27 protein-coding genes are annotated in these 22,697 nt (G+C 63.9%); 6 read left to right on the top strand and 21 right to left on the bottom strand.

Features of this window, described 5'->3' with window-relative positions; translation table 11 throughout:
* Nucleotides 1-79 precede the first annotated feature (79 nt).
* From FJ950_RS21220 to FJ950_RS21195, 6 genes are all read right to left on the bottom strand, one after another.
* Nucleotides 80-859, bottom strand: a complete 780-nt coding sequence (locus FJ950_RS21220; RefSeq protein ID WP_140618356.1) for a succinate dehydrogenase iron-sulfur subunit — start codon at nt 857-859, stop codon at nt 80-82.
* Complete coding sequence (locus tag FJ950_RS21215) at nt 859-1,293, bottom strand: DUF3052 domain-containing protein (RefSeq protein ID WP_140618354.1); 435 nt, start codon at nt 1,291-1,293, stop codon at nt 859-861. The genes FJ950_RS21220 and FJ950_RS21215 overlap by 1 nt, the downstream gene beginning before the upstream one ends.
* A gap of 2 nt (nt 1,294-1,295) precedes the next feature.
* Nucleotides 1,296-3,131, bottom strand: a complete 1,836-nt coding sequence (gene sdhA / locus FJ950_RS21210) for a succinate dehydrogenase flavoprotein subunit (RefSeq protein WP_140618352.1) — start codon at nt 3,129-3,131, stop codon at nt 1,296-1,298.
* A 4-nt stretch (nt 3,132-3,135) separates the two neighbouring features.
* Nucleotides 3,136-3,531, bottom strand: a complete 396-nt coding sequence (sdhD, locus tag FJ950_RS21205) for a succinate dehydrogenase, hydrophobic membrane anchor protein (protein WP_015315037.1) — start codon at nt 3,529-3,531, stop codon at nt 3,136-3,138.
* Nucleotides 3,531-3,947 carry a succinate dehydrogenase, cytochrome b556 subunit gene (sdhC, locus tag FJ950_RS21200; protein WP_140618350.1) on the bottom strand — a complete coding sequence of 139 codons (417 nt, stop codon included), beginning with the start codon at nt 3,945-3,947 and terminating at the stop codon, nt 3,531-3,533. The genes sdhD and sdhC overlap by 1 nt, the downstream gene beginning before the upstream one ends.
* 256 nt (nt 3,948-4,203) lie before the next feature.
* A complete protein-coding gene (locus FJ950_RS21195; protein WP_181171360.1) occupies nt 4,204-4,629 on the bottom strand; it encodes a hypothetical protein in 426 nt (141 codons plus the stop codon).
* Between the two features lie 240 nt (nt 4,630-4,869).
* Here FJ950_RS21195 and FJ950_RS21185 point away from each other — a divergent pair, with 240 nt between their 5' ends.
* On the top strand, nt 4,870-5,277 hold the full coding sequence (locus FJ950_RS21185; protein WP_140618347.1) for a hypothetical protein: 408 nt from the start codon (nt 4,870-4,872) through the stop codon (nt 5,275-5,277).
* On the opposite strand, the gene FJ950_RS21180 is transcribed toward FJ950_RS21185, so the two are convergent.
* Nucleotides 5,261-6,478, bottom strand: coding sequence for a GGDEF domain-containing protein (locus FJ950_RS21180; protein WP_140618345.1), 1,218 nt, complete (start codon nt 6,476-6,478; stop codon nt 5,261-5,263). The genes FJ950_RS21185 and FJ950_RS21180 overlap by 17 nt on opposite strands.
* Nucleotides 6,479-6,553: 75 nt before the next feature.
* Complete coding sequence (locus tag FJ950_RS21175; protein ID WP_140618344.1) at nt 6,554-7,750, bottom strand: GGDEF domain-containing protein; 1,197 nt, start codon at nt 7,748-7,750, stop codon at nt 6,554-6,556.
* A gap of 149 nt (nt 7,751-7,899) precedes the next feature.
* Between FJ950_RS21175 and FJ950_RS21170 the strand changes: the two genes are divergently transcribed.
* On the top strand, nt 7,900-8,217 hold the full coding sequence (locus FJ950_RS21170) for a hypothetical protein (RefSeq protein WP_015315031.1): 318 nt from the start codon (nt 7,900-7,902) through the stop codon (nt 8,215-8,217).
* Between the two features lie 39 nt (nt 8,218-8,256).
* Here the strand turns inward: FJ950_RS21170 and leuC are convergent, their stop codons facing one another.
* The 7 genes from leuC to rplS form a co-directional block, all read right to left on the bottom strand.
* On the bottom strand, nt 8,257-9,666 hold the full coding sequence (gene leuC, locus FJ950_RS21165; RefSeq protein WP_140618342.1) for a 3-isopropylmalate dehydratase large subunit: 1,410 nt from the start codon (nt 9,664-9,666) through the stop codon (nt 8,257-8,259).
* A 255-nt stretch (nt 9,667-9,921) separates the two neighbouring features.
* Nucleotides 9,922-10,557 carry a class I SAM-dependent methyltransferase gene (locus FJ950_RS21155; RefSeq protein WP_140618340.1) on the bottom strand — a complete coding sequence of 212 codons (636 nt, stop codon included), beginning with the start codon at nt 10,555-10,557 and terminating at the stop codon, nt 9,922-9,924.
* 53 nt (nt 10,558-10,610) lie between these two features.
* Nucleotides 10,611-11,420 carry an amino acid ABC transporter permease gene (locus FJ950_RS21150; protein WP_140618338.1) on the bottom strand — a complete coding sequence of 270 codons (810 nt, stop codon included), beginning with the start codon at nt 11,418-11,420 and terminating at the stop codon, nt 10,611-10,613.
* A gap of 90 nt (nt 11,421-11,510) precedes the next feature.
* A complete protein-coding gene (locus tag FJ950_RS21145; RefSeq protein WP_140618336.1) occupies nt 11,511-12,308 on the bottom strand; it encodes a basic amino acid ABC transporter substrate-binding protein in 798 nt (265 codons plus the stop codon).
* 170 nt (nt 12,309-12,478) lie between these two features.
* Nucleotides 12,479-12,979 (bottom strand): MarR family winged helix-turn-helix transcriptional regulator, encoded by a 501-nt coding sequence (locus FJ950_RS21140; RefSeq protein ID WP_140618335.1) that lies wholly within the window; start codon nt 12,977-12,979, stop codon nt 12,479-12,481.
* Nucleotides 12,976-13,389, bottom strand: coding sequence for an organic hydroperoxide resistance protein (locus FJ950_RS21135; protein WP_140618333.1), 414 nt, complete (start codon nt 13,387-13,389; stop codon nt 12,976-12,978). Before FJ950_RS21135 ends, FJ950_RS21140 begins: the two co-directional genes overlap by 4 nt.
* 157 nt (nt 13,390-13,546) lie before the next feature.
* Nucleotides 13,547-14,098, bottom strand: coding sequence for a 50S ribosomal protein L19 (gene rplS / locus FJ950_RS21130; protein ID WP_013892267.1), 552 nt, complete (start codon nt 14,096-14,098; stop codon nt 13,547-13,549).
* 337 nt (nt 14,099-14,435) lie between these two features.
* On the opposite strand from rplS, the gene FJ950_RS21120 reads away from it, so the two are divergent.
* On the top strand, nt 14,436-15,188 hold the full coding sequence (locus tag FJ950_RS21120; protein ID WP_140618332.1) for a sulfite exporter TauE/SafE family protein: 753 nt from the start codon (nt 14,436-14,438) through the stop codon (nt 15,186-15,188).
* A gap of 32 nt (nt 15,189-15,220) precedes the next feature.
* Nucleotides 15,221-15,592, top strand: coding sequence for a hypothetical protein (locus FJ950_RS21115; RefSeq protein WP_140618330.1), 372 nt, complete (start codon nt 15,221-15,223; stop codon nt 15,590-15,592).
* 10 nt (nt 15,593-15,602) lie between these two features.
* On the opposite strand, the gene trmD is transcribed toward FJ950_RS21115, so the two are convergent.
* Both trmD and rimM read right to left on the bottom strand, forming a co-directional pair.
* On the bottom strand, nt 15,603-16,295 hold the full coding sequence (trmD, locus tag FJ950_RS21110; protein ID WP_140618328.1) for a tRNA (guanosine(37)-N1)-methyltransferase TrmD: 693 nt from the start codon (nt 16,293-16,295) through the stop codon (nt 15,603-15,605).
* Entirely contained in the window at nt 16,292-16,903 is a 612-nt protein-coding gene (gene rimM, locus FJ950_RS21105; RefSeq protein WP_140618327.1) for a ribosome maturation factor RimM, read from the bottom strand. Before rimM ends, trmD begins: the two co-directional genes overlap by 4 nt.
* 115 nt (nt 16,904-17,018) lie before the next feature.
* On the opposite strand from rimM, the gene FJ950_RS21100 reads away from it, so the two are divergent.
* Both FJ950_RS21100 and FJ950_RS21095 read left to right on the top strand, forming a co-directional pair.
* Entirely contained in the window at nt 17,019-17,957 is a 939-nt protein-coding gene (locus FJ950_RS21100) for a tyrosine recombinase XerC (protein WP_140618325.1), read from the top strand.
* 328 nt (nt 17,958-18,285) lie between these two features.
* Nucleotides 18,286-19,353, top strand: coding sequence for a TraB/GumN family protein (locus tag FJ950_RS21095; RefSeq protein WP_140618323.1), 1,068 nt, complete (start codon nt 18,286-18,288; stop codon nt 19,351-19,353).
* Nucleotides 19,354-19,585: 232 nt separating this feature from the next.
* Here FJ950_RS21095 and FJ950_RS29565 read toward each other — a convergent pair whose 3' ends face one another.
* The 4 genes from FJ950_RS29565 to FJ950_RS21075 all read right to left on the bottom strand — a co-directional run bounded on the left by FJ950_RS29565 (nt 19,586) and on the right by FJ950_RS21075 (nt 22,693).
* Nucleotides 19,586-19,966 carry a hypothetical protein gene (locus tag FJ950_RS29565; protein WP_181171358.1) on the bottom strand — a complete coding sequence of 127 codons (381 nt, stop codon included), beginning with the start codon at nt 19,964-19,966 and terminating at the stop codon, nt 19,586-19,588.
* Nucleotides 19,967-20,042: 76 nt separating this feature from the next.
* Nucleotides 20,043-21,449, bottom strand: a complete 1,407-nt coding sequence (lpdA, locus tag FJ950_RS21085) for a dihydrolipoyl dehydrogenase (RefSeq protein ID WP_140618319.1) — start codon at nt 21,447-21,449, stop codon at nt 20,043-20,045.
* A gap of 24 nt (nt 21,450-21,473) precedes the next feature.
* Entirely contained in the window at nt 21,474-22,229 is a 756-nt protein-coding gene (locus tag FJ950_RS21080; protein WP_015315017.1) for an SDR family oxidoreductase, read from the bottom strand.
* Entirely contained in the window at nt 22,226-22,693 is a 468-nt protein-coding gene (locus FJ950_RS21075) for a hypothetical protein (protein ID WP_181171366.1), read from the bottom strand. The genes FJ950_RS21080 and FJ950_RS21075 overlap by 4 nt, the downstream gene beginning before the upstream one ends.
* Nucleotides 22,694-22,697 lie beyond the last annotated feature (4 nt).

Here is a 22,697-nt window from a genome sequence, read left to right as displayed (position 1 = left end):
AACCCGTCTCTCCACCATTATCTTGCTGATCTCGGCAGCCGTGTCGCCGAAGGCGCACAAAGAAGAAAAACGATCGCCGTCAGACGCGCCGCTCCACCATCATCTTCTTGATCTCGGCGATCGCCTTCGCGGGATTGAGCCCCTTCGGGCAGGTCTGCGCGCAGTTCATGATGGTGTGGCAGCGATAGAGCCGGAACGGGTCTTCGAGATTGTCGAGCCGTTCCCCCTTGGCCTCGTCGCGGCTGTCGATCAGCCAGCGATAGGCCTGCAGCAGCGTCGCCGGGCCGAGATAGCGGTCGCCGTTCCACCAGTAGCTCGGGCACGAGGTCGAGCAGCAGGCGCACAATATGCACTCGTAAAGCCCGTCGAGCTTTTCGCGGTCCTCGTGGCTCTGCAGCCATTCCTTGGCCGGCGTTGGCGACACCGTCTTCAGCCATGGCTCGATGGAGGCGTGCTGGGCGTAGAAATTGGTAAGATCGGGCACCAGGTCCTTGATCACGGGCATATGCGGAAGCGGATAGATCTTGATCGCGCCCGATATGTCGTCGCAGCCCTTGGTGCAGGCGAGCGTGTTCGAGCCGTCGATGTTCATGGCGCAGGAACCGCAAATGCCTTCGCGGCAGGAGCGGCGCAAGGTCAGTGTCGGGTCGATCTTGTTCTTGATCCACAGCAGCGCGTCGAGCACCATCGGCCCGCAATCGTCCATATCGACGAAGTAGGTGTCCATGCGCGGGTTCTCGTCGTCGTCCGGCGACCAGCGATAGATGCGGTATTCCCTGAGATTGGTGGCACCCTCCGGCTTCGGCCAGGTCTTGCCCTGCTGGACCTTCGAGTTCTTTGGGAGCGTGAGTTCGACCATTACCTCAGGTCCTTTCGGATGACGAGCTTCAGCCCGGACCAAATTTCGTTCACGGCGGCGACCTTGACGTCGACAAGGTCGAGCTTGAGCGCTTCAGCACGGACAACGCCCTCGGTGACATCGGTGGCCACTTTCGAGGCCTTCTTTGGCCAGGAGACCCAGACCATGCCGTCGCGCTTGATCGCCGCCTCGAGTGCGCCGAGGCGATCCTCGATCTCGGCGCGTTGTCTGGTGAAGGCGTGGACCGCGTCGTATTTCAGCACCGCGCCCGAAATGTCGGACCATTCGGCCAGCCGGTCGACCTCGGCGAAATCGACGGCCTCGGCGAGGTCCGTGAGTTCCGGCGGCAGGGCGATGAAGGCAGCCATCATCCCATCCTTCAGGCCGAGCTTGGCCGGAAGGGACGTACCGGAATATCCCGCCGCCGTCGCCATCCTCAGTACACCCTGGCCTTCGGCGCTATCTTGGCCAGACTGATGCCGCCGTCCTTTTCGGCCAAAAGCGGCTCGGTGTGCACCGGCCTATAGGTCAGCGTCACCGCGCCGTCCTCGCTGAGATGGGCGAGCGTATGCTTGCGCCAGTTGGCGTCGTCGCGGGCGGAAAAATCTTCCCGAGCATGCGCGCCACGGCTCTCCTTGCGCGCCTCGGCGCCGTAGACGGTGGTGATGGCATTGGCCATCAGGTTTTCCAGTTCCAGAGTCTCGACCAGGTCCGAGTTCCAGATCATCGAGCGGTCGAAGACTTTGACATCCTTGAGTTCGGTCCAGATTTCCGAAATACGCTTGCAGCCGTTTTCGAGCGATTCCTGCGTGCGGAACACGGCGGCGTCTTCCTGCATCGCCTTCTGCATCTTTTCACGAAGGACAGCCGTCGGCGTCGAGCCGTTGGCGTGGCGGAGCCGGTCGAAGCGATCCATGATCTTGTCGACCGAAGCCTGGTTGGGCGACGGGATCGCCGCCTTGCGGTCGATGACCTGGCCGGCGCGGATCGCCGCGGCGCGGCCGAACACCACAAGGTCGATCAGCGAGTTCGAGCCAAGCCGGTTGGCGCCGTGCACGGAAGCGCAACCGGCCTCGCCGACCGCCATCAGGCCGGGCGAGACCCGGTCGGGGTTGTCCGCGGTTGGATTGAGCACCTCGCCCCAATAATTGGTCGGCACGCCGCCCATATTGTAGTGCACCGTCGGCAGCACCGGGATCGGCTCCTTGGTCAGGTCGACGCCGGCGAAGATTTTCGCCGACTCCGAAATGCCTGGAAGCCTTTCGTGCAAGACCGCCGGATCGAGATGATCGAGGTGCAGGAAGATGTGGTCCTTGGCCTTGCCGACGCCGCGGCCCTCGCGAATTTCCAGCGTCATGCAGCGCGAGACGACATCGCGCGAGGCGAGGTCCTTGGCCGACGGTGCGTAGCGCTCCATGAAGCGTTCGCCCTCGGAGTTGACGAGATAGCCGCCCTCGCCGCGCGCGCCCTCGGTAATCAGGCAGCCGGCGCCATAGATTCCGGTCGGGTGAAACTGCACGAACTCCATGTCCTGCAACGGGAACCCCGCCCGCGCCGCCATGCCGCCACCGTCGCCGGTGCAGGTGTGCGCCGAGGTCGCCGAAAAATAGGCGCGCCCATAGCCGCCGGTCGCCAGCACCACCATCTTGGCCGAGAAGCGGTGGATGGTGCCGTCGTCCAGATTCCACGCCACGACGCCGGTGCAGGTTCCGTCCGGTTCCATGATCAGATCGAGCGCGAAATACTCGATGAAGAACTGCGCGTTGTTCTTCAGCGACTGGCCGTAGAGCGTGTGCAGGATGGCGTGGCCGGTGCGGTCGGCGGCCGCACAGGTGCGCTGCACAGGCGGCCCGTCGCCATAGTTCATCATATGGCCGCCGAACGGCCGCTGGTAGATCTTGCCCTCTTCGGTGCGCGAGAACGGCACCCCGTAATGTTCGAGTTCGTAAACGGCGGACGGGGCTTCGCGCACCAGATATTCCATGGCGTCGACATCGCCCAGCCAGTCCGAGCCCTTGACGGTGTCGTACATGTGCCACTGCCAGGAATCCGGGCCCATGTTGGACAGCGACGCGGCGATGCCGCCTTGTGCGGCAACCGTGTGCGAGCGGGTCGGGAACACCTTGGTGATGCAGGCGGTGCGCAGGCCCTGTTCGGCCATGCCAAGCGTGGCGCGCAGCCCGGCGCCGCCGGCGCCGACGACGACCACGTCGAACTTGTGATCGACAAAGGTGTAGCCTGCCGCGTTGGCTGATTTCCTGTCCTGGGCCAAGACTTCAGCCTCCGAATGCCAGTTTCAGCAGGGCGAACAGCGAAGCGACGCCGACTGCTATGGTGAAGAATGTGTTGAGGGCGATCAGCGTCAGCTTCATGCCTTCGCCATGCACATAGTCCTCGATGATCACCTGCATGCCGATCCGCATATGATAGAGCGGCGAGATCAGTACCAGGGCCATCACCAGCGCCACGAACGGGTTGGCGAGCGCTGCCCGCACCTGTGCATAGCCGGCGCCGTTGAGCGCGATCAGGAACCCGGTGAAAAACAGGATCAGCGGGATGTTGGCGATCGCCGTCAATCGCTGGCGCCAGAAATGCCCGGTGCCTTCGCGGGCAGAGCCCAGGCCGCGCACCCTGGCCAGCGGGGTACGCATGTCGGTGTTCTTCGCACTCATCACAAGGCTCCCCGCGCCATGGTGCCGGCGACCCAGATCAGCAGCGTGAGCAGAACCGAGCCGGCAAGCGTCGCCCAGGCGATCTTCGAGGCCGTGTGTTTTTCCAGCCCGGCCCCGGTGTCCCAGATCAGATGGCGGACACCGCCCAGCATGTGATGCATCAGCGCCCAGGTATAGCCGAACAGGATCAGCCGCCCGAGCCAGGTGCCGAAGGCCCAGTTCACCCAATCGAAAGCCGGCTGCGAGGATGCCGCCGCCATCAGCCAGACGGCAACCAGCAGCGTGCCGAAGTAAAGCGCGCCCCCGGTGATGCGATGGATAATCGACATCGTCATGGTGATCGGCGGCCGGTACACGCTCAGGTGCGGCGACAGCGGCCTTTCGCGTCTGGCTTGGGTGGCTGGTGATTTGCTCATGGCTGCCCCAGTTCGGCGTCTGCCGCCTCAGGTGGAAATGCGGCAATGCCGCTTCCGGTTGCGACTTCGGACAGCCGGTTTCTAATGCTCTTTTTGCACCGCGTCAAAGCCAGAAAACCGTTTCGAAAACGTAATTTAGTCTGACTAAAAGCCCGGATGCGGCTTCAATCGATTAGCGGGCGAACGGCCGAAGCCGGCTTGATATCGCTGCAGTGCAGCATGTCTCGCCAGGGGCGCGGCCGTGTCGAGATTTGGCTCACCGGGTGCAGGTCTGCGGCGTCGATCCCTTCTTCATCACCAGCGCCTCGCGTCCGTCGATCACGATTGCGTCATGCGTGACCCCCTGGTAGCGGCTGCTCTGGTTTGCCGGTGACGCCGCGAACTCCTCGGTGGCGCCTTCCTGGCCGACCACGCGCAGCGACGTGCCGAGATTCTGAATGGTGATCATGCCGCCATTGCCGCATCTGTAGGTGGCCGTGCCCGTGGTGAAGCGCGGGGCGGTGAGGTCGGTGGTGATCTTGGTCGCCGGGCGCGCGGACTGTTGCTGGACGGGAGCAGCAGGCGCCACCACGGGTGTCGCTGTGTTGGCGGCCTTGGGCGCGCCATCCTCCGGCACACAGGCGCCGGCCGCGAGAAGCAGCGGAATAGCGAACGACATCCGAAGCGTTCGGTCAAACATCATGTGCTGCCCCCTCATGGCTGGGCACGCTAGCCACGCGGCGCGCCAAGATCAAGTTCACCCCGGATTCGAGCGGCCATGTCGTCCCGTTGGGACATCGGCGGCGACCGCGAAATTAACCATGTTCATTAAGAAACGGCCGTCGGGCCGCTCCTCCCCTTAACAAAGGTTAAGAAAGGGTTAATTTCCGATTCGGATCAGATCGGGGCGCGATCTCTCTCGCGCCGACAAAGGGAGAGCGACATGCGTTCTAGATCAGTGCGGGCTAAATCAGTGGATTCTAAATCAGCGCGGGCCAAATCAGTGCGGACAAGCCTCGCGGCCCTCACGCTGGCAGCGCTTGCCGTCACGGTGGCCGCGCCGGCCGAGGCCGGTTTGCGCCATCATGACCGCGTCTACGCCGATTCGCTCGGCAATCTCGTCATCGACAGCGCAGCCGGCTACAAGCGCATCATCGTCGGCGAAGGCAAGCTGGCCAGGCAATTGTCCGACTACACCAGCGCCGGCCAGCCCAAGGTGATCTACCAGAACGAATCCGACGACATATCGGGCGAAGGCGACTGCTACCGCCCGCCGGTGTTCGTCAAGGGCCGCTCCTATATGTACGGCCTGTCCGACGGCGAAATGCCGGAGCTCAGCCCCTGCCGTTGATGCGGGCCTGACCGATTTTGAACACGGCCAGCCCATCGGCTGGCCCGGTGGAGACACGCACGCAGTCGCGCCCGGCATTCTTTGCCAGGTAGAGCGCTTCATCCGCGCGCCGCATCAGGTCGGAAAACCCCTCGCTCACGTGGAGCTCGGCAATCCCGAAGCTCGACGTGCAGCGGCTGTCGGCCGGCAACCCGCTGATGGGCAATGCGCCGAACGCGTGGCGGGTGCCTTCCGCGAACAGCCGGGCGGCTGCAAGGTTGGCGCCTGTCAGGATAACGGCGAACTCCTCGCCACCGATGCGGCCAACCACGTGATGGCCCTCGGCCGCTTCTCGCAGCAGGCCGGCAAAGGCCTCGATCACCCGGTCGCCGGAGGCATGGCCGAAGCTGTCGTTGACGGACTTGAAATGATCGAGATCGGCAATGACCATCGCCACCGGCACGCCCAGGCGCGTGGCGTCGTGTACGGCCAGCTCCGCATGACGCGTGAAGCCGCCACGGTTGAGCAGGCCCGACAGCGTGTCCACCTCCGACTTCGACGTCACTTCGGCAAGCACATCGCGAACGAGAATGCCCAGCGTCAGCAGCGCCAGTGCCAGGGCAAAGACAGTGCCCAGCGATTGCGACACCAGCGCGTAGCTGCTTTGCAGATAGGCCTGCGGATTGGCGCCCCAGCCGCCGAGCGCATGCGCGATGAACGGCTTTGAGGCAAACTGCAGGCCGCTGGCCGCCAGCACCGCCATCAAGATCAGATCGAGGCGACCGCGGCTTTGCCTAGACGTCCAGACGATGCCAAGGCCAACGACCTGCATGGCGGCGTAGGGAAGCTGGTAGGCCATGATGCGGGTGAGCGACTGGCGCGGCAGATCCTGCACGAAATAGACCGCGAGGGTGGTTGCGGCCAGGAAGAACAGCATCGGCGTCCATGGCGGCGCCACGCCATATTTGCGGGCAAGTCCGCCGTTGAAGGCAATGGTGGCGCCGAGGAAAACGGCAAAGGCCGTAACCACAGGAAGCCGCGCATCGTTGAAGGCCGGAATGCTGAATTCGATCGCCGAATAGACCACGCCCAGGACATAAGCTGACGCCATCCAGCGCGCCGGCGCGCGGCCGGCATCATGGAACGAGACAGCCATGAAGGATACCGCCAGCAGGCCGGCAACCGCCAGATTGATCAACAGGATGAAGTTGGCGCCGCTCATCTATCCTCAAACCCCCGCCGACAGCTAAACATCGACGGGCGAAAAAGACGTTAACGCGAAGCGCGGACGCGGCGGTCAGCTGGCCCTGAGCGGCTCCGGCACGAACACCGTCTCCGGTCGCTCGTAGGAGAGGCGCACGCTGTCGCGACCGTTTTTCTTGGCCTTGTAAAGCGCCTCGTCCGCCCGTCGCATCAACGGTTCCAGCGTCTCGTCGCCGCTGCGGGCCGCCACGCCGAAGCTGGCGGTGACCTTGGTGCCGGCGGGAAGCCCGTCGACGCCGCCAGCCGAATAGAGTGTGCGCACCGCCTCGGCGAAGAGCCGCGCCGCGGCGAGATCGGTCAGCGGCAAAAGCACGGCGAATTCCTCGCCGCCGATGCGCCCCGCGGCACCTCGCGCTCCCGTGGCCGAGCGCAGCTTCCCGGCGAAATCCGCGATCACGCGGTCGCCGGCGGCATGCCCGTGCATATCGTTGAGCGCCTTGAAATGGTCGAGGTCCGCCAGCACCAGCGCCACCGGGAATTTGGCCACGGCGCAACGCTGCAGCAGCATGGCGGCGCGCTCCTCGAAACCCCGGCGGTTGAGCAGCCCCGAAAGCGGATCGGTGTGGGTTTCCGTCTTAAGCGCCTTCATCACGTCGAGCGCGGCGGCGGTGAAGAGGCAAAGCGCGATCAGCAGCGACAGCAGCGCGTGCGACAGCAGCGCCGTCGTCCAGTAGGACGAGCCGTAGAAGCCGTCATAACCGGCGAAGGGCCCGTGCGCGATGACGACCGCCAGGGTGCGCACGAAGAAATTGACGCTGGACAGCAGCGACAGCACGAACAGGATCTTTTCCGTCGGGCCGTTGTTGCGCACCGGGCGCAGTTCGGCGGCGACGAGCAGGCTGACGCCGCCGAAACCGAAATTCATCGCCAGGATGCGCCAGGTGAGATCCGGGGTGACGAACAGGAACCACGCGAATGCCGCAAGGCCGCCGCCCGCCAGCACGGCGATCCCGACGCCGGGCACCTTCCGGCCGTAGCGGGCGATGATGGCGCCGGACAGGCAGCAGGCGGCGATGGTGAAGCAGATGTTCGACACCAGCTTGGTCAGCGTCACACCGATGGGCAAGGTGAAATATTGGAACAGGAAGCCGGGCGCCGAGACGCAGTAGCTGAGCGCCAGCACCGCCAGATAGGGGCGATGGCGCTGATGGAACCACAGCATGAGGAAGGCCGCGCCGAGCGCCAGCGCGATCGTCGGGTTGAGCAACGCAATGAACAGGCCGGTGTCCAAAGGACTGTGACTTCCCCTCTGTTGACGTCGCGGAAGACCTTAGAGGGCAAGCCCAAACAAGCCGTTAAGCCTGGGCTGTCGGCGCCGTATGTTTGCGGGAACCCGGTGTTGTCGGAAGCGTTCCTGAATTCACAATCCAGGAGCAGGCCATGGCCGACACGATCACATTGACCGACCACGATGCAATCCGTTCATGGGCTGCCGGGCGTGCCGGCTTTCCCGCGATCGTCGACATATCGCCAGAGGCTGGGACGCAGCCCATGCTTAGGCTGGTCTTCGGCCAGCACGCCTATCAGGATCAGGACCAGCCGGAACGGCCCGTCAACGCCGGCGGCTATGAGCTTGTCGAATGGGACGAGTGGTTCAAGCTCTTCGACGAAGAGCAGCTGGCGCTCGTGGTCGCGGCGGACGAACCTGGGCGCCGCGAGGAATTCCATGAACTCATCCGGCGCGACAGGAAGGCTTGACCCAAGCCCTGCAAAGGCTCGGGTCAACTCCAGCCTGGCTTATTTCCAGTCCCGAATGTCGACGAAGTGGCCGGCAATCGCCGCGGCGGCCGCCATGGCCGGCGACACAAGGTGGGTGCGGCCCTTGAAGCCCTGGCGGCCTTCGAAATTGCGGTTCGAGGTCGAGGCGCAGCGCTCATGCGGCTTCAGCCGGTCGTCGTTCATGGCCAGGCACATCGAACAGCCCGGCTCGCGCCAGTCGAACCCGGCGGCGCGGAAGATCTTGTCCAGCCCCTCGGCTTCGGCCTGCTCCTTGACCAGGCCGGAGCCCGGCACGATCATGGCATCGACATGCGGGCTGACTGTCTTGCCCTCGACCACCTTGGCGACGGCGCGCAGATCCTCGATGCGGCCGTTGGTGCAGGAGCCGATGAAGACGCGGTCGAGGGTGATGTCGGTGATCTTCGTCCCCGGCGTCAGGCCCATATAGTCGAGCGCGCGCAGCTTGGAGGTGCGCTTGTTCTCGTCGGTGATGTCTTCCGGGTTCGGCACGATGCCCTGCACGGAGACGACATCCTCGGGCGAGGAGCCCCAGGAGACGATCGGCGGCAGCTTGGCCGCGTCGAGCACGATCACCTTGTCGAAATGCGCGCCTTCGTCGGTCTGCAGCGTCTTCCAGTATTCGAGCGCCGCGTCCCAGGCAGCGCCCTTCGGCGCGCGCGGCTTGTCCTTGACATAGGCGAAGGTGGTCTCGTCGGCCGCGATCAGGCCGGCGCGCGCGCCGCCCTCGATCGACATGTTGCAGATCGTCATGCGGCCTTCCATCGACAGCGCACGGATCGCCTCGCCGGCATATTCGATGACATAGCCGGTGCCGCCGGCGGTGCCGATCTCGCCGATGATTGCAAGGATGATGTCCTTGGCGGTGACCCCTTCCGGCAGCTGGCCGTCGACGCGCACCAGCATGTTCTTGGCCTTGCGCTGGATCAGCGTTTGCGTCGCCAGCACATGCTCGACCTCGGACGTGCCGATGCCATGCGCCAGCGCGCCGAAGGCACCGTGCGTCGAAGTGTGGCTGTCGCCGCAGACGATGGTCATGCCGGGCAGCGTAAAGCCCTGCTCGGGGCCGATGATGTGGACGATGCCCTGGCGGATATCGTTCTCGGAATAATATTCGACGCCGAAATCCCTGGCGTTCCTGGCCAGCGCTTCGACCTGGATGCGGCTTTCCTCGTTCTTGATGCCGAACTTGCGCTCGGGCGAGGTCGAGACGTTGTGGTCGACCACGGCCAGCGTCTTTTCCGGGTGACGGACTTTCCGGCCGCTCATGCGCAGGCCTTCGAAGGCCTGCGGACTGGTCACCTCATGGACGAGGTGGCGGTCAATGTAGAGCAGGCAGGTGCCGTCGTCCTGGCGGTCGACGACATGGTCGTCGAAAATCTTGTCGTAGAGGGTGCGCGGTGCGCTCATGTGCGTAAATCCGTCGATATGAGAATGGGAAGGAGCTGATGCCGCAAGCCCGCGGCCGGCCGGCAGGGATCAGCGAAGTCGGCTGGTCAGGGCGCCGGACACGCGCGCGGAAAAGCGCGACGGCAGGCGTTTTCTGTCCTGCAGCACGAACCCCTTGTAGGCCGGATCGCTGAAAAGCTTTTCCATGGCGGGCTAGATAGCAATGTTTTGGCTTTTCGGCAATTGCGGCGTGTCGCCGGCACCTCTTCCCTCGGCTTACATCACCTCGAACACAAAAGTCTTCACCAGCGCGTCGGGCTCGGCGATGGCGTAACAGCGAAACCACGGGCTTGCCTCGACCGCCCGCCATTTCGCTGCCTGTTCCAACTCATCGAACACAGCCTGAAAACCGCCACTCTCAAACACCTGGTCGCGCACCGTGAAGATGGCGTGGCCGCCCTTTTTCGTGATGCGCACCAGTTCGTGCAGGCCGGTGGCCGGCGCGTGGCTGATGGTGAACACGCCGGTGGAGAAGAAGGCGCGGAAATGCCCGTCCGGCCATGGCAGCGGCCCGCCCAGCATTGCCTGCTTCAGCTCGCTGTAGGCGTTGCGGCTGCCGGCGATCTTGAGCATGTCGTCCGATAGGTCGAGTCCGGCAATGTCGCTGTAGCCGAGCGCCTTCAGCGACGGTCCCGACAGGCCCGTGCCGCAGCCGGCGTCGAGCAGCGGCCCTTCTCCCGCAGGCACGTGGCGGGTAACCCAGGCGGTGATCAGGAACGGCAGGAGATACCCGAGCGAGGCGGTTTCGCCATCATAGGTCGCGGCCCATGCGGCATAGGCCCGCGCCAGCGTTTCGGGCGTATCGGCCGTGTAGACCGAATCCAGCGCCGCATTGGCCTTGTCGATGTTCACTGGCAGCTCCTCCTCCGGCAAGCACCGAGCGTAACGCTGTCCCGGCCCAAAAACTATTCCTCGTGCTGGCGGCGCAAACGCCGCTCCAGCGCCCTGAGCGCCAGCGACAGGCCGACGGTGAGGATGAGATAGATATAGGCTGTTATCGAATAGGTCTCGAAGAAGCGGAACGAGCCGGCGGCATACACTTTGCCCATCTGCGTGATGTCGGCGACGCCGAGCACCGAGACCAGCGAGGAATCCTTGACCAGGGCGACGAAATCATTGCCGAGCGGCGGCAGGATGGTGCGGATCGCCTGCGGGAACACGACCAGCCGGAAGCGCTGCGCACGGCTCAGCCCCAAGGCCTTCGCTGCCTCGATCTGTCCTTTCTCGACCGACTGGATGCCGGCGCGAAAAACCTCGGAGATGAAGGCCGAATAGCCGATGGTCAGCGCCATGATGGCACGCCACAGCAACGACACGTCACGCACCAGCAATTCACCGAGGATACCGGCATTCTGCAATGGCGCGGTCAGCGCGTTCCAGGCCGCGACGAAGGCCGGCGCGCCGGCAAAGGCTATCCAGAACAGCAGCACCAGGATCGGCACGCCGCGAATGATCTCGACATAGAAGCGCGCGATCTGCCGCAGCCAGGCCGAACCCGACAGTCCCATCAAAGCGATGCCGAGGCCGATCACCGACGCCAGGACAAAGGCGATCACGGTGACGAAGACGGTGATGCCGATGCCCTTGGCGACAGTGGCGAAGACCTGCGCATAGAGATCGCTGGCGGCGATGGCGAGGGCGGCCGCCAGCGCAAGGACACCGGCAACGGCGAGCCACCAGGGGAAGTCGGGTTTGGAAATGCTGGGGGCTGCCATTAGCAGGGATCGGCGACGCAAGAACTGCGAGAGGGACGCAGACTCAACGCAAATCCCTGCCCATCAGACCGGGCCCTCAACAAGATTGGCTCACTGCCCCATCTTGTAATCAAGGAACCACTTCTTGTTCAGCGCATCGAAGGTGCCATCCGCCTTCAGCGCTGCGATCGCCGCGTTGACCGGCTTCACGAGGTCGGAGCCCTTGGGGAAGATGAAGCCGAAATCCTCGCTGCCGAGCGGGCCACCGATCAGCTTCAGCTTGCCATCCGAAGCATCGACATAACCCTTGCCGGCGGTGCCGTCGGTCAGCACGACATCGACGTCGCCGGACTTCAGTGCCTGGACGGTGGCGCCAAACGTCTCGAACAGTTTGATGCGCGGGTTCTGCTCATTGCCGTCGAGCACACTGTAGACGGCGGTGTAGAAAGGCGTGGTGCCGGCCTGTGCGCCGATCAGTCCGTCCTTGAAGGCGCCGAAGGTCTTGGCGTCGGTGAAGCGGCTTTCATCGCCGCGCACCAGCATGAACTGTTCCGAGCGCATATAGGGGTCGGAGAAATCCACCTTCTGCTTGCGGTCGTCCTTGATGGTGATGCCGGTCATGCCGATGTTGTACTGGTTGTCGGAGACCGCCTGGATCATCGCATCCCAGGATGTGTTCTGGTATTCGACCTTGAAATTGAGCCGCTTGGCGATCTCGTTCATCGCGTCATATTCCCAGCCGATCTGTTTTCCCGTCTTGGCATCGATGAACTGCAGCGGCGGATAGGCGTTTTCAGTCACCACCACCACTTGTCTGCCGCCGAGATCGGGCAGCGCCTGCGCGAAGGCGGCAACGGGCGCCAGGACCAGGGCCAACAGGCCGGCCAGCAGCAATTTCGATTTGGTCATGACACACTCCCCGAAATGATTGGCCGCGCGATGCTTGCGCGGCAGAGAAATCCGGCGCCGACTTTAGCTTTCCGCAAGCGCCTTGCAAGACGGGTCCACCGCGACCTTGCGCGTTAACGTGGATTCCAGTGCGTCCGGGAGGCGGTTTTTGAGGACAGTCCTTGCCTCGATCAATCTTGCTCGGTCGCGGCTTCGCGCAATCCCGCGACAAGGCGGGTGAGCGTGCCGTGAAGGGTTTTGAGCTCAGCCCGCTCCAGCGGCATGCCGCAATCGAGCGCCGCCTGCACATCCTTCATGTTCGCGCGCAGCGCCTGGCCCTTGGCCGTCGGCTCGACCAGCACCCGGCGCTCGTCGTCAGCATCGCGTCGGCGGGTGACGAGGCCGCCCGCTTCCATTCGCTTGAGCAGCGGCGTCAGCGTCGCTGAATCCAGGCCGAGCGCTTCGCCAAGGTCGCCCACCGTGCTCGGCGCGCGTTCCCACAGCGCCAGCATCACCAGATATTGCGGATAGGTCAGGCCGAGCGGATCGAGCAACGGCCGGTAGAGCTTGGTCATCAATCCGCTCGCCGAATAGAGCGCGAAACAGAGCTGTTGATCGAGCCGTGGCACCGGGTACGCCCCGGCGGCCTCCGCCGGGGCTTCTCTGGCTTTCGTTTCGACTTTTGTCGTCATGCCACCTTTACCGAAAGCGCCACCTCGACATTGCCCCTGATGGCATTCGAATAGGGGCAAATCTGATGCGCCGCCGATACAAGCGCTTCCGCCGCCGCCTGATCAAGGCCTTTCGTCTCCGCTGCCAACGCGACGCCGAGCTTGAAGCCTTCGCCATTGGGGAGCAGGCTGACGGTGGCCGCTACCGCTGCATCTTCGAGCGGCAGCTTCTGCTTGCGCGCCACGAAGCGGATCGCGCTTTCGAAGCAGGCGGCATAGCCGATGGCGAAAAGCTGTTCGGGATTGGTCGCGCCACCTGGTCCGCCGAGCTCCTTGGGCATTGCCAGATCGACCTTGAGCAGGCCATCGCTGGTTTCGCCATGGCCGGCGCGACCGCCCGTCACGTAGGCCTGTGTGGTGTAGAGTGCCATCTTCCATTCTCCAATTAGATTGTGCACGATTAGTTAGTACACAATATGATTGGACGTCAATTGCCGATCCCGATCTCCGAGGCTGAACCCGTTCACAGTTCGGTGAAACGAAAAAAGGCGGCCGAAGCCGCCTTTTTCAAATTCCTTCGTCGAACTCTTATTCGGCCGGGGTCGCTTCGGCGGCAGCCTTGGCTGCTGCTTCAGCCTCGGCGGCTGCCTTCTTCTCGGCGGCTTCCTTGGCGGCCGTCTCGGCGGCCAGCGCCTGGGCGGCTGCGACCTTCTCGGCCTCGATGCGCGCCTTCTCGGCGTTCAGCGCGTCGCGCTCCTCATCATTGAGCTTGCGGGCGCGCACGCCGGTGTTTTCCGAAATACGGGCCGACTTGCCGCGACGATCGCGCAGGTAATAGAGCTTGGCGCGACGCACCTTGCCGCGGCGCACGATCTCGACGCCTTCGACCATCGGCGAGTAGACGGGGAACACGCGCTCGACGCCTTCGCCGTAGGAGATCTTGCGGACGGTGAAATTTTCCTGGAAGCCGGAACCGGCGCGGGCGATGACGACGCCCTCATAAGCCTGGACGCGGGTGCGGGTGCCTTCGGTCACGCGGACCTGGACGCGCACGGTGTCGCCGGGCTGGAATTCGGGAAGCTTGCGCTTGGCTTCGATCTTGGCGGCCTGTTCGGCCTCGAGCTGACGGATGAGATCCATCTAAAAATCCACTTCTTGTTCTTCCGACAGTCAGAGCGCCCTACGCTCGCCTTGCAGTTCCATTGACCGCTCGGCTATGTCCTTTGTCTCCAAGACATTTGTCTCCAGACATCGGGCAGGGGCGACTACACCGTCATTGTTGACGGGTCCGGCAGATTTGTTCTTGCCGGTACGGGCGGGCACATACAGCTATTTCGGCGCTTTGTCACGCCTTGCCGATGCATTTTTTGCCGGCATGGCTCCCGGCATGGCACCATCTTAATCCTGCCGTGCCGGGTTGCGTCTGTCCACCAAGCTTCCTAAGCCAGAATAGCACACTTCTTCACGGCGGCCATCCATGTCTGTTTTCGACGCCATCCTGCTCTTCCTGGCGGGCTTTCTGTCAGGCGCCGCCAATGCGGTCGCCGGCGGCGGCACCTTCATCACCTTCGGCGCCATGACACTGGTCGGCGTCCCCCCGATCGTGGCCAACGCCACCTCCTCGGTGACGCAGTTCCCCGGCTACATCACCTCGACCCTCGCTTACTGGGCCGACATCAGGCACTTCTGGCGCGGCGCGCTGCTGCTCTGCCTGATCTCGGCCGTCGGCGCGCTAGCCGGCGCCCTGATCCTGCTGGCGCTCGACAATCCGTCCTTTCGCGTCCTGGTGCCGTGGCTGCTTTTGGGCGCGACGGCACTGTTTGCCGCCGGGCCCTGGCTGAAGCCGGCGCCGAAACCCGGACACGAAGCGGCTGTCGGCTCACTCGCCGGTTCGCTGGCGCAATTCGTCACCGCCATCTATGGCGGCTTCTTCGGCGCCGGCATGGGCGTGATGATGCTGGCCACCCTCGGCCTGACCCAGGCCGGCGACTACCACCGGCTGAACGCGCTGAAGAACATGCTGGCCGTGGTCATCGCGGCCGTCGCCATCGTCGTCTTCGTCTCGGGCGGCGTCGTCGCCTGGCCGGAGGCCATCGTCATGATCCCCGGCGGCGCGCTCGGCGGCTATGCAGGCGTCTGGATCGCCAAGCGCGTACCGCAGAACGTGGTGCGCGGCTTCGTCATCGCCGTCGGCCTGTTTCTGGCCTTCTACTATTTCACCAAGGGCTGAGAGTCTGACTCGGAAATAGATAGGGTATCGTAATGGCGACGGAGAAAATCGAAAACCCAGAGAATTTCATAAATTCTTTTTCATTCCACGATGTTAATTTAGATCGGATAAATATCGATTTTGATATTCAAACCGCAGAGCTGGTTACTCCAGATATGAATTGGAATTACGAAGGAAGATACGGATATGTGAAGCGACCTTGCAGATTGATATTTGGATGCGTGACTGGATATTTAATTAATGTTACTGACTTGGAAGGAGTGAGAATAGATTCCATGTCAGCGAATATTAATGAAGGATATATTTTGGCAAATATCAAACTTAATCTTGGAAGAGGCGACTTTGGTTCGGAGTTGGATCACATAAGTTTTAAGTTTAAAACTCTTGAAGTGGTCGACATGTGACGGTGCACCATTATGTCTGAGAGGCGGCAAGTAAGTCCGGCCGCCGCTCCCGCGTGAGCTTCTCGGCTTCCGCGCGGCGCCAGGCGGCGATCTTCTTGTGATTGCCGGAGATCAGCACTTCCGGAATCTCCCGGCCCTCGAATTCCTGCGGTCGCGTGTAGTGCGGATGTTCGAGCAGGCCGTTTTCGAAACTCTCTTCTTCCCCGGAGACCGCATTGCCCATCACCCCGGGCAACAGCCGCACCACGGCGTCGAGCAGCACTAGGGCCGCCGGCTCGCCGCCGGACAGGATGAAATCGCCGATCGAGACTTCCTCCAGTCCCCGTGCATCGATCACCCGCTGGTCGACGCCTTCGAAGCGGCCGCACAGGATGACGGCACCCGGCCCGGCGGCGAGTTCGCGCACGCGAGCCTGCGTCAGCGGTTTGCCGCGCGGGCTCATCAGGAGGCGCGGACGCAAATCGCCCTCCGGCGAGGCATGGTCGATCGCCTTCGCCAGGACATCGGCGCGCATCACCATGCCGGCGCCGCCGCCGGCCGGCGTGTCGTCGACGGTGCGATGCCGGTCGGTGGCGAAGTCGCGGATATGAATCGCATCCAGCGACCATGTGCCCGCCTCCAGCGCCCGCCCGGCCAGCGACAGGCCAAGCGGGCCCGGAAACATCTCGGGATAGAGCGTCAGCACCGACGCGGCAAAACTCACCGGTTGCCCCCGGCGTCGCGCGGTCCGCGCGGCCGGCCCTTCGGGTCGAAATCCTCCTCGCGCGGCGCGTCCGCGTCCGCGTCCTCGTCCTCGTCCTCGACCAGTCCAGCCGCCATCGGATCGACGCGGACAAAGCCCTCGGCGATCGACACGGCAGGCACGGCGGCTTGCGTGAACGGGATCAGCACGCCCTTGCGTCCGGCGAGCGTCACATCGAGGATGTCGCCGCCGCCGAAATTGTGCACCGCGACGACCTTGCCGATAGCGGCGCCGGTATCATCCCGGATTTCCAGCCCGATCAGGTCGGCATGGTAGAATTCGTCCTCCTCGCCATCATCGGGCAGCATCGAACGGTCGACGAACAGCTCCGTGCCGGCGAGCGCCTCGGCCGCATTGCGGTCGCTGACACCCTTGAAGCGCACCACGACAACGGTGTTGGCAGGCCTTATGTCGGTTATCTGAAAGGCTCGTCCATCCCTGGCGTAGAGCGGCCCATAATCCGCCAGCGCCATTGGCTCGCCGGTGAAGGTTTTTACCCTGAGTTCGCCCTTGATGCCGTGCGCGGCGCCGACTACGGCCATCTGGACGGGGTTCTGCGGCTTGCTCATGGGCGAAAATCCTTTGTCCCTGCTCTAGCGCTGCCTCGCCATCATTTCAACAACGGGCTCTTCACCGCTTCCTAACCCGGCTGCCGGAAAATGACGGCGAACCGGAACAGACCCGATGCAGGAATTCCTCATACCGGCAAAAGCCGATCTCCAGGCCGCGCGCGAAAGCTGGCTGAAGATGCTCGCGCGTGAACGTCGCCTGTCACCCGAGACAGTGGAAGCCTATGAGCGCGATTCGCGCCAGTTCCTGCACTTCCTCACCGGCCATCTCGGCGGACCGCCCGGCATTTCCGATACCGCCGACCTGCGCCCAGCCGATTTGCGCGGCTTCCTCGCCGCCCGCCGCAATGCCGGCGCCGGCGCCCGCACGCTTGGCCGTGGCTTGGCCGGCATCCGCTCGCTGCTGCGGTTCCTCGAGCGGCGCGGCCTCGCCAATGCGGCAGGTGCGGCGGCCTTGCGCGCGCCGCGCCAGCCCAAATCGCTGCCCAAGCCGCTGACGGCGAGCGATGCCAGGCACGTGGTCTCCGTCGAGGGTCAACTGGCGGAAGAACCCTGGATCGCCGCCCGCAACGCCGCCGTGCTGACGCTGCTCTACGGCTCGGGCCTGCGCATTTCCGAGGCGCTTGGCCTCAACGCCGCCGATCTGGCGTCGGAAGCCGACACCGTGCTGCGCGTCACCGGCAAGGGCGGCAAGACACGGCTGGTGCCGGTGTTGCCGGTGGCGCTCAGGGCGATCGCCGAATACCGCCGGCTCTGCCCCTATCACCTCGATCCGAAGGGTCTGCTGTTTCGCGGCGCGCGCGGCGGCCCGCTCAACCCGGCCATCATCCAGCGTGACATGGCGAAGCTGCGTTCGGCGCTCAACCTGCCGGACACGGCGACGCCACATGCCTTGCGCCATTCCTTCGCCACCCATCTGCTCGGCCGAGGCGGCGATCTGCGCACCATCCAGGAACTCCTGGGCCACGCCAGCCTGTCGACGACGCAGATCTACACCGGCGTCGACACCGCAAGGCTGCTCGAAATCTACGAATCGGCCCATCCCAGGGCATGAACGTCGGTAAAGCCATGCAGTATCGGTGGCCCATTATAAACATTCGCGATTGGCCGAAGCCTTCCCAACTTCGTCATCCTAGGGCGAAGCAGGAGCGAAGCTCCGTCGCGGAGACCCTGGGATCCATGCCGTGACATCAGCCGTGGAATGCAGCGGAGCTGAATTCTGCACCGTGGGCGGTGCTCTGAAGTCGCGGCATGGATCCTCGGGTCTGCGCCGCGTCGCTATGCTCCTTGCTCCGCCCGTGGATGACGAAGAATGGGCGGTTAGGACAATTTCATAACCCCGATTAACGGTTTTGCCGCTTTTCAGTCCTAGGAATGGGACCATGAAACGTGTCATTGCCATCGCCGACCGTGCGGCTTCCGTCTCGCTGAAACTGCTTGTCGCGCTCAACGTGCTGTTTTTCCTGTCCTTCCTTGCTGTCCTGCTGTTCGCCGCCGGCAGGGCGCACGCGGAAATCCCGACCTGTACCGGCGCCGACATGCTGTCGGCCTTGCAGAAGAACAATCCCGCCACCTACGGCAAAATCGAGGCCGAGGCGGCTGCCACGCTGAACGGCAAGGGACTGCTGTGGAAGCTGGAAAAACCGGGCGAACAGCCATCCTACCTGTTCGGCACCATGCACATGACCGATCCGCGCGTCACCACGCTGCCGGCCTATGCACAGAAGGCCTTCGATGCAGCCGGCACGCTCATTATCGAGACCACCGACGTGCTCGACAAGCAGAAGATGATGACGGCGATGCTGAAGGAGCCGGACCTGATGATGTTCACCGACTCCACGACGCTTTCGTCACTGCTGTCGCCGGACGAAGCGGCGGCCATGAACGCCGCGCTCGATGCGCGCGGCATTCCGCCGGCGACGGTCGCAAAGATGAAGCCATGGATGCTGTCGGCCATGATGGCGCTTCCGGCTTGCGAACTCGCCCGCCAGTCCGGCGGCGCGCCGGTGCTCGACGTCAAGCTGGCCGAGAGCGCCAAGGCGGCCGGCAAGCCGGTGGAAGGATTGGAAACGGCCGAGAGCCAGCTGCGCGCCATGGCCTCGCTGCCGCTCGCGTTTCACATGAAGGGTCTGGTCGACACGCTGAAGCTGGGCGACAAGGTCAACGACATTAACGAAACCATGATCGTGCTCTACCAGCGTGGCGACACCGGGATGTTCTGGCCGCTGTTCCGCGCCGCCATGCCCGAGGAGCAGGACGACCCCGCGGGCTACGCCGCCTTCGAGGAAACCATGATCACCAGCCGCAACAAGGTGATGGTCGATCATGCAGGACCGATCCTGGCCAAGGGCAACGCCTTCATGGCGGTCGGCGCGCTGCACCTTCCCGGTCCAGAGGGACTGGTCGAGGATTTCCGCAAAGCCGGCTATACTGTCACCGCCGTCAATTGAGTCGGATGGCAGCGGAGGCACGCAAACGCCGCGTTTCCGGCGTTTTCCTCCGCTAGCGTGAAACCCATTCAACGGTTGCGCGTTGATGGATGTTGATTGACCTTTTTCATTTTCCCGGAGGACACATTTATGGCGAACACACCAAACCCAAACGACCCGTACAATTCGACCACCAATGCCCCTCGGCCGAGCGGCGGTGGCGGCAGCCCCTGGCTGATTGCACTGGTCGTCGTTATCCTGGCGATTGTCGCGTATTATGTTTTCGGAAGAAGTGGTGGCGAGCACCCGGCACCCGCCGAGCCGCCAGCGGCCAGCACACCGGCTCCGGCGCCCGCACCGGCTGAACCGATGAAGCCCGCCGAACCGGCCAAGCCAGCCGAACCAGCTCCTGCACCCGCCCCGGCTCCTGCACCAGCGCCAGCGCCAGCGCCAGCGCCGGCTCCCGCACCAGCGCCCGCCCCGGCACCAGCGCCGGCCCAGTAAGGGGCTCGATATCAAAGACCAACGGCCTGCTGAAAGGCGGGCCGTTTTGTTTTGGGTGATGACCGTTGGGGGCCTTGGCGCCAAGCCACTCCGCCCGTTCGTCATCCTCGGGCTTGACCCGAGGATCCATGCCGCGACCTCGGCCGGTCTACGCCGCGTCGCTTCGCTCCTTGCTCCGCCATAGGACGACGAAGCGTTGGGCACCCTTAGATGTGGATCGGCTTGAAGAAGGTGGCCAGCGCCGCTTCCTTCACCGCTTCCGACATCGTCGGATGGGCGTGGCAGGTGCGGGCCAGATCTTCCGACGAGCCGCCGAACTCCATCAGTACCGCCGCCTCATGGATCATCTCGCCGGCGCCGAAGCCGACGATATGGACGCCGAGCACGCGGTCGCTCTGCTTGTCGGCCAGGATCTTCACGAAACCGTCGGTATGCAGCATGGCGCGCGCGCGGCCGTTGGCGGTGAAGGGGAATTTGCCGACCTTGTAGTCGATGCCGGCTTTCTTCAGCTCTTCCTCGGTCCTGCCGACCGACGCGATCTCCGGACTGGTGTAGACGACGCTCGGAATGACGTCATAGTTCACATGGCCGGCCTGGCCGGCGATGGTCTCGGCCACCGCCACGCCCTCGTCCTCGGCCTTGTGGGCGAGCATCGGCCCTGCGATGACGTCGCCGATGGCGTAGATCCCGGGAACATTGGTCCTGAGATGCCCGTCGGTCTTGACCCGGCCGCGCTCGTCGACCTCGGCGCCGGCCTCCTTCAGCCCGAGGCTGTCCGAAAAGGCGCGGCGTCCCGTCGAGATCAGCACGGCATCGGCCTCGATGGTTTCGGCTGCACCCCCCTTGACCGGCTCGAAGGTCACGGTCGCGCCCTTCTTGGCCTTGGCGACGCCGGTCACCTTGGCGCCGAGCTTGAATTCGAAGCGCTGCTTGGAGAGCAGCCGCTGGAACTGTTTCGACACCTCGCCGTCCATGCCGCCCAAAATGGTGTCGAGGAACTCGACCACAGTGACCTTAGCGCCAAGCCGTGCCCAGACCGAGCCAAGTTCGAGGCCGATGACACCGCCGCCCACCACCACCAAATGGCCAGGCACCTTCTCCAGCGACAGCGCGCCGGTCGAGGACACGATGATCTTTTCGTCGAAGTCGACCTTGACGCCGGGAATGCCGGCGACGTCGGACCCGGTGGCGATGACGATGTTCTTGGTCTCGATCTCGTCGACCTTGCCATCCTCGCCGGTCACCGAGACCTTGCCTGCGGCAACCACCTTGCCGGTGCCGCGGAAGGCATCGATCTTGTTCTTCTTGAACAGGAAGGCGACGCCATTGACGTTGGACGACACCGTCGCGTCCTTGTGCGCCATCATTTTCTTCAGGTTCAGCCTGGGTGCCGGAATTTCGACGCCGAGCGTGTCGAAGGAATGGCCGGCCTCGGCGAACATTTCCGAGGCATAAAGCAGCGCCTTGGACGGGATGCAGCCGATGTTGAGGCAGGTGCCGCCGAAGGTCGCGTTCTTCTCGACCACCGCGACCTTCAGCCCAAGCTGTGCCGCCTTGATGGCGCAGACATAGCCGCCGGGTCCCGAGCCGATGATAACCACGTCATAAGCCATGTTTGTTTCCCTTTTGCTTGGGGTTCAGCGGCCGCCGCTGACATTCAGGATCGCGCCCGTCGTATAGGACGCGGCATCGGATAAAAGATAGAGGACCGCACCGGCGACTTCATCCGCCGTGCCCGCCCTTTTCATCGGCAGCAGATCGCGGAACCGTTCTATCCGGTCCGGCTGGCCTCCGGAGGCGTGGATGTCGGTGTCGATGATGCCCGGCCGCACCGCATTGACACGGATGCCTTCCAGCGCCACCTCGCGGGCAAGCCCGATGGTGAAGGTGTCGATGGCGCCCTTGGAGGCGGCATAGTCGACATATTCGCCCGGCGAGCCCAGCGTCGCCGCCGCCGACGAGATGTTGACGATCGCACCGCCCGACCCGCCATGCCGCGTCGACATGCGCTTCACCGCCTCGCGGGCGCACAGGAACGAGCCGACGACATTGATGCGCATCATGCGTTCCAGCCGCGCGACATCCATCTCGTCGACGCGCGCCTTGACGTCGACGATGCCGGCATTGTTGACGAAGGCGTCGAGCCGGCCAAAGGCGCGGTCGACGGCGCCGAACATGGCCACGATATCGGTTTCCTTGCCGACATCGCCCCTGACGGCAACGGCTTCGCCGCCGCCGTCCTTGATTTCGGCGACCAGCGCATCGGCGGCGGCCTTGTTGGAGGCGTAATTGACCGCGACGCGATAGCCCGCCTCCAACCCCAGCCGGCAGATGGCGGCGCCGATGCCGCGGCTGCCGCCGGTGACCAGCAGCACTTTTTGCGCCGCGCTCATTCCTGGCATCCTTTCATCGCGAACACATCCGACGGCACTTTCGAAAATCCTCCGCCGCCATACGCTCGGGATTGCCTAAGCACCGGCCCGAGATCGGGCAGGATCAGCGTTTTCGGCGCCTCGACGGCCTCGGCCGGCAAAAGCCCGACAGTGCCCTTGTCGTCGGACGTATAGATGACGCCGTTCCACAGCGTGCAGGCGGCGAGCTCCTCGCCGGTCACGTCGCCTTCCGGGCACTTATACATTAGCGCGCCGTTCGGCCGCGCAACATCCGCGGTCCACATGACGATGCCGTTCAGCACCACATTGTTGTCGAGGATCAGCCGGAAACTGTTGGTGACAACAGCCGATGTGCCGGTCGGGGTAAAATCGATCTCGCTGCCGCTCTGGCTATCCCCATAGACGGCGAGTTCGATCGGGCAGGCGGCTTGGGCGGCTGCGGTAGCCATCACGATACCGATCATCAGC

It is taken from the genome of Mesorhizobium sp. B2-3-14 (assembly GCF_006442175.1).
Classification (GTDB): domain Bacteria; phylum Pseudomonadota; class Alphaproteobacteria; order Rhizobiales; family Rhizobiaceae; genus Mesorhizobium; species Mesorhizobium australicum.
This window is presented reverse-complemented; position numbering and strand designations above follow the sequence as displayed.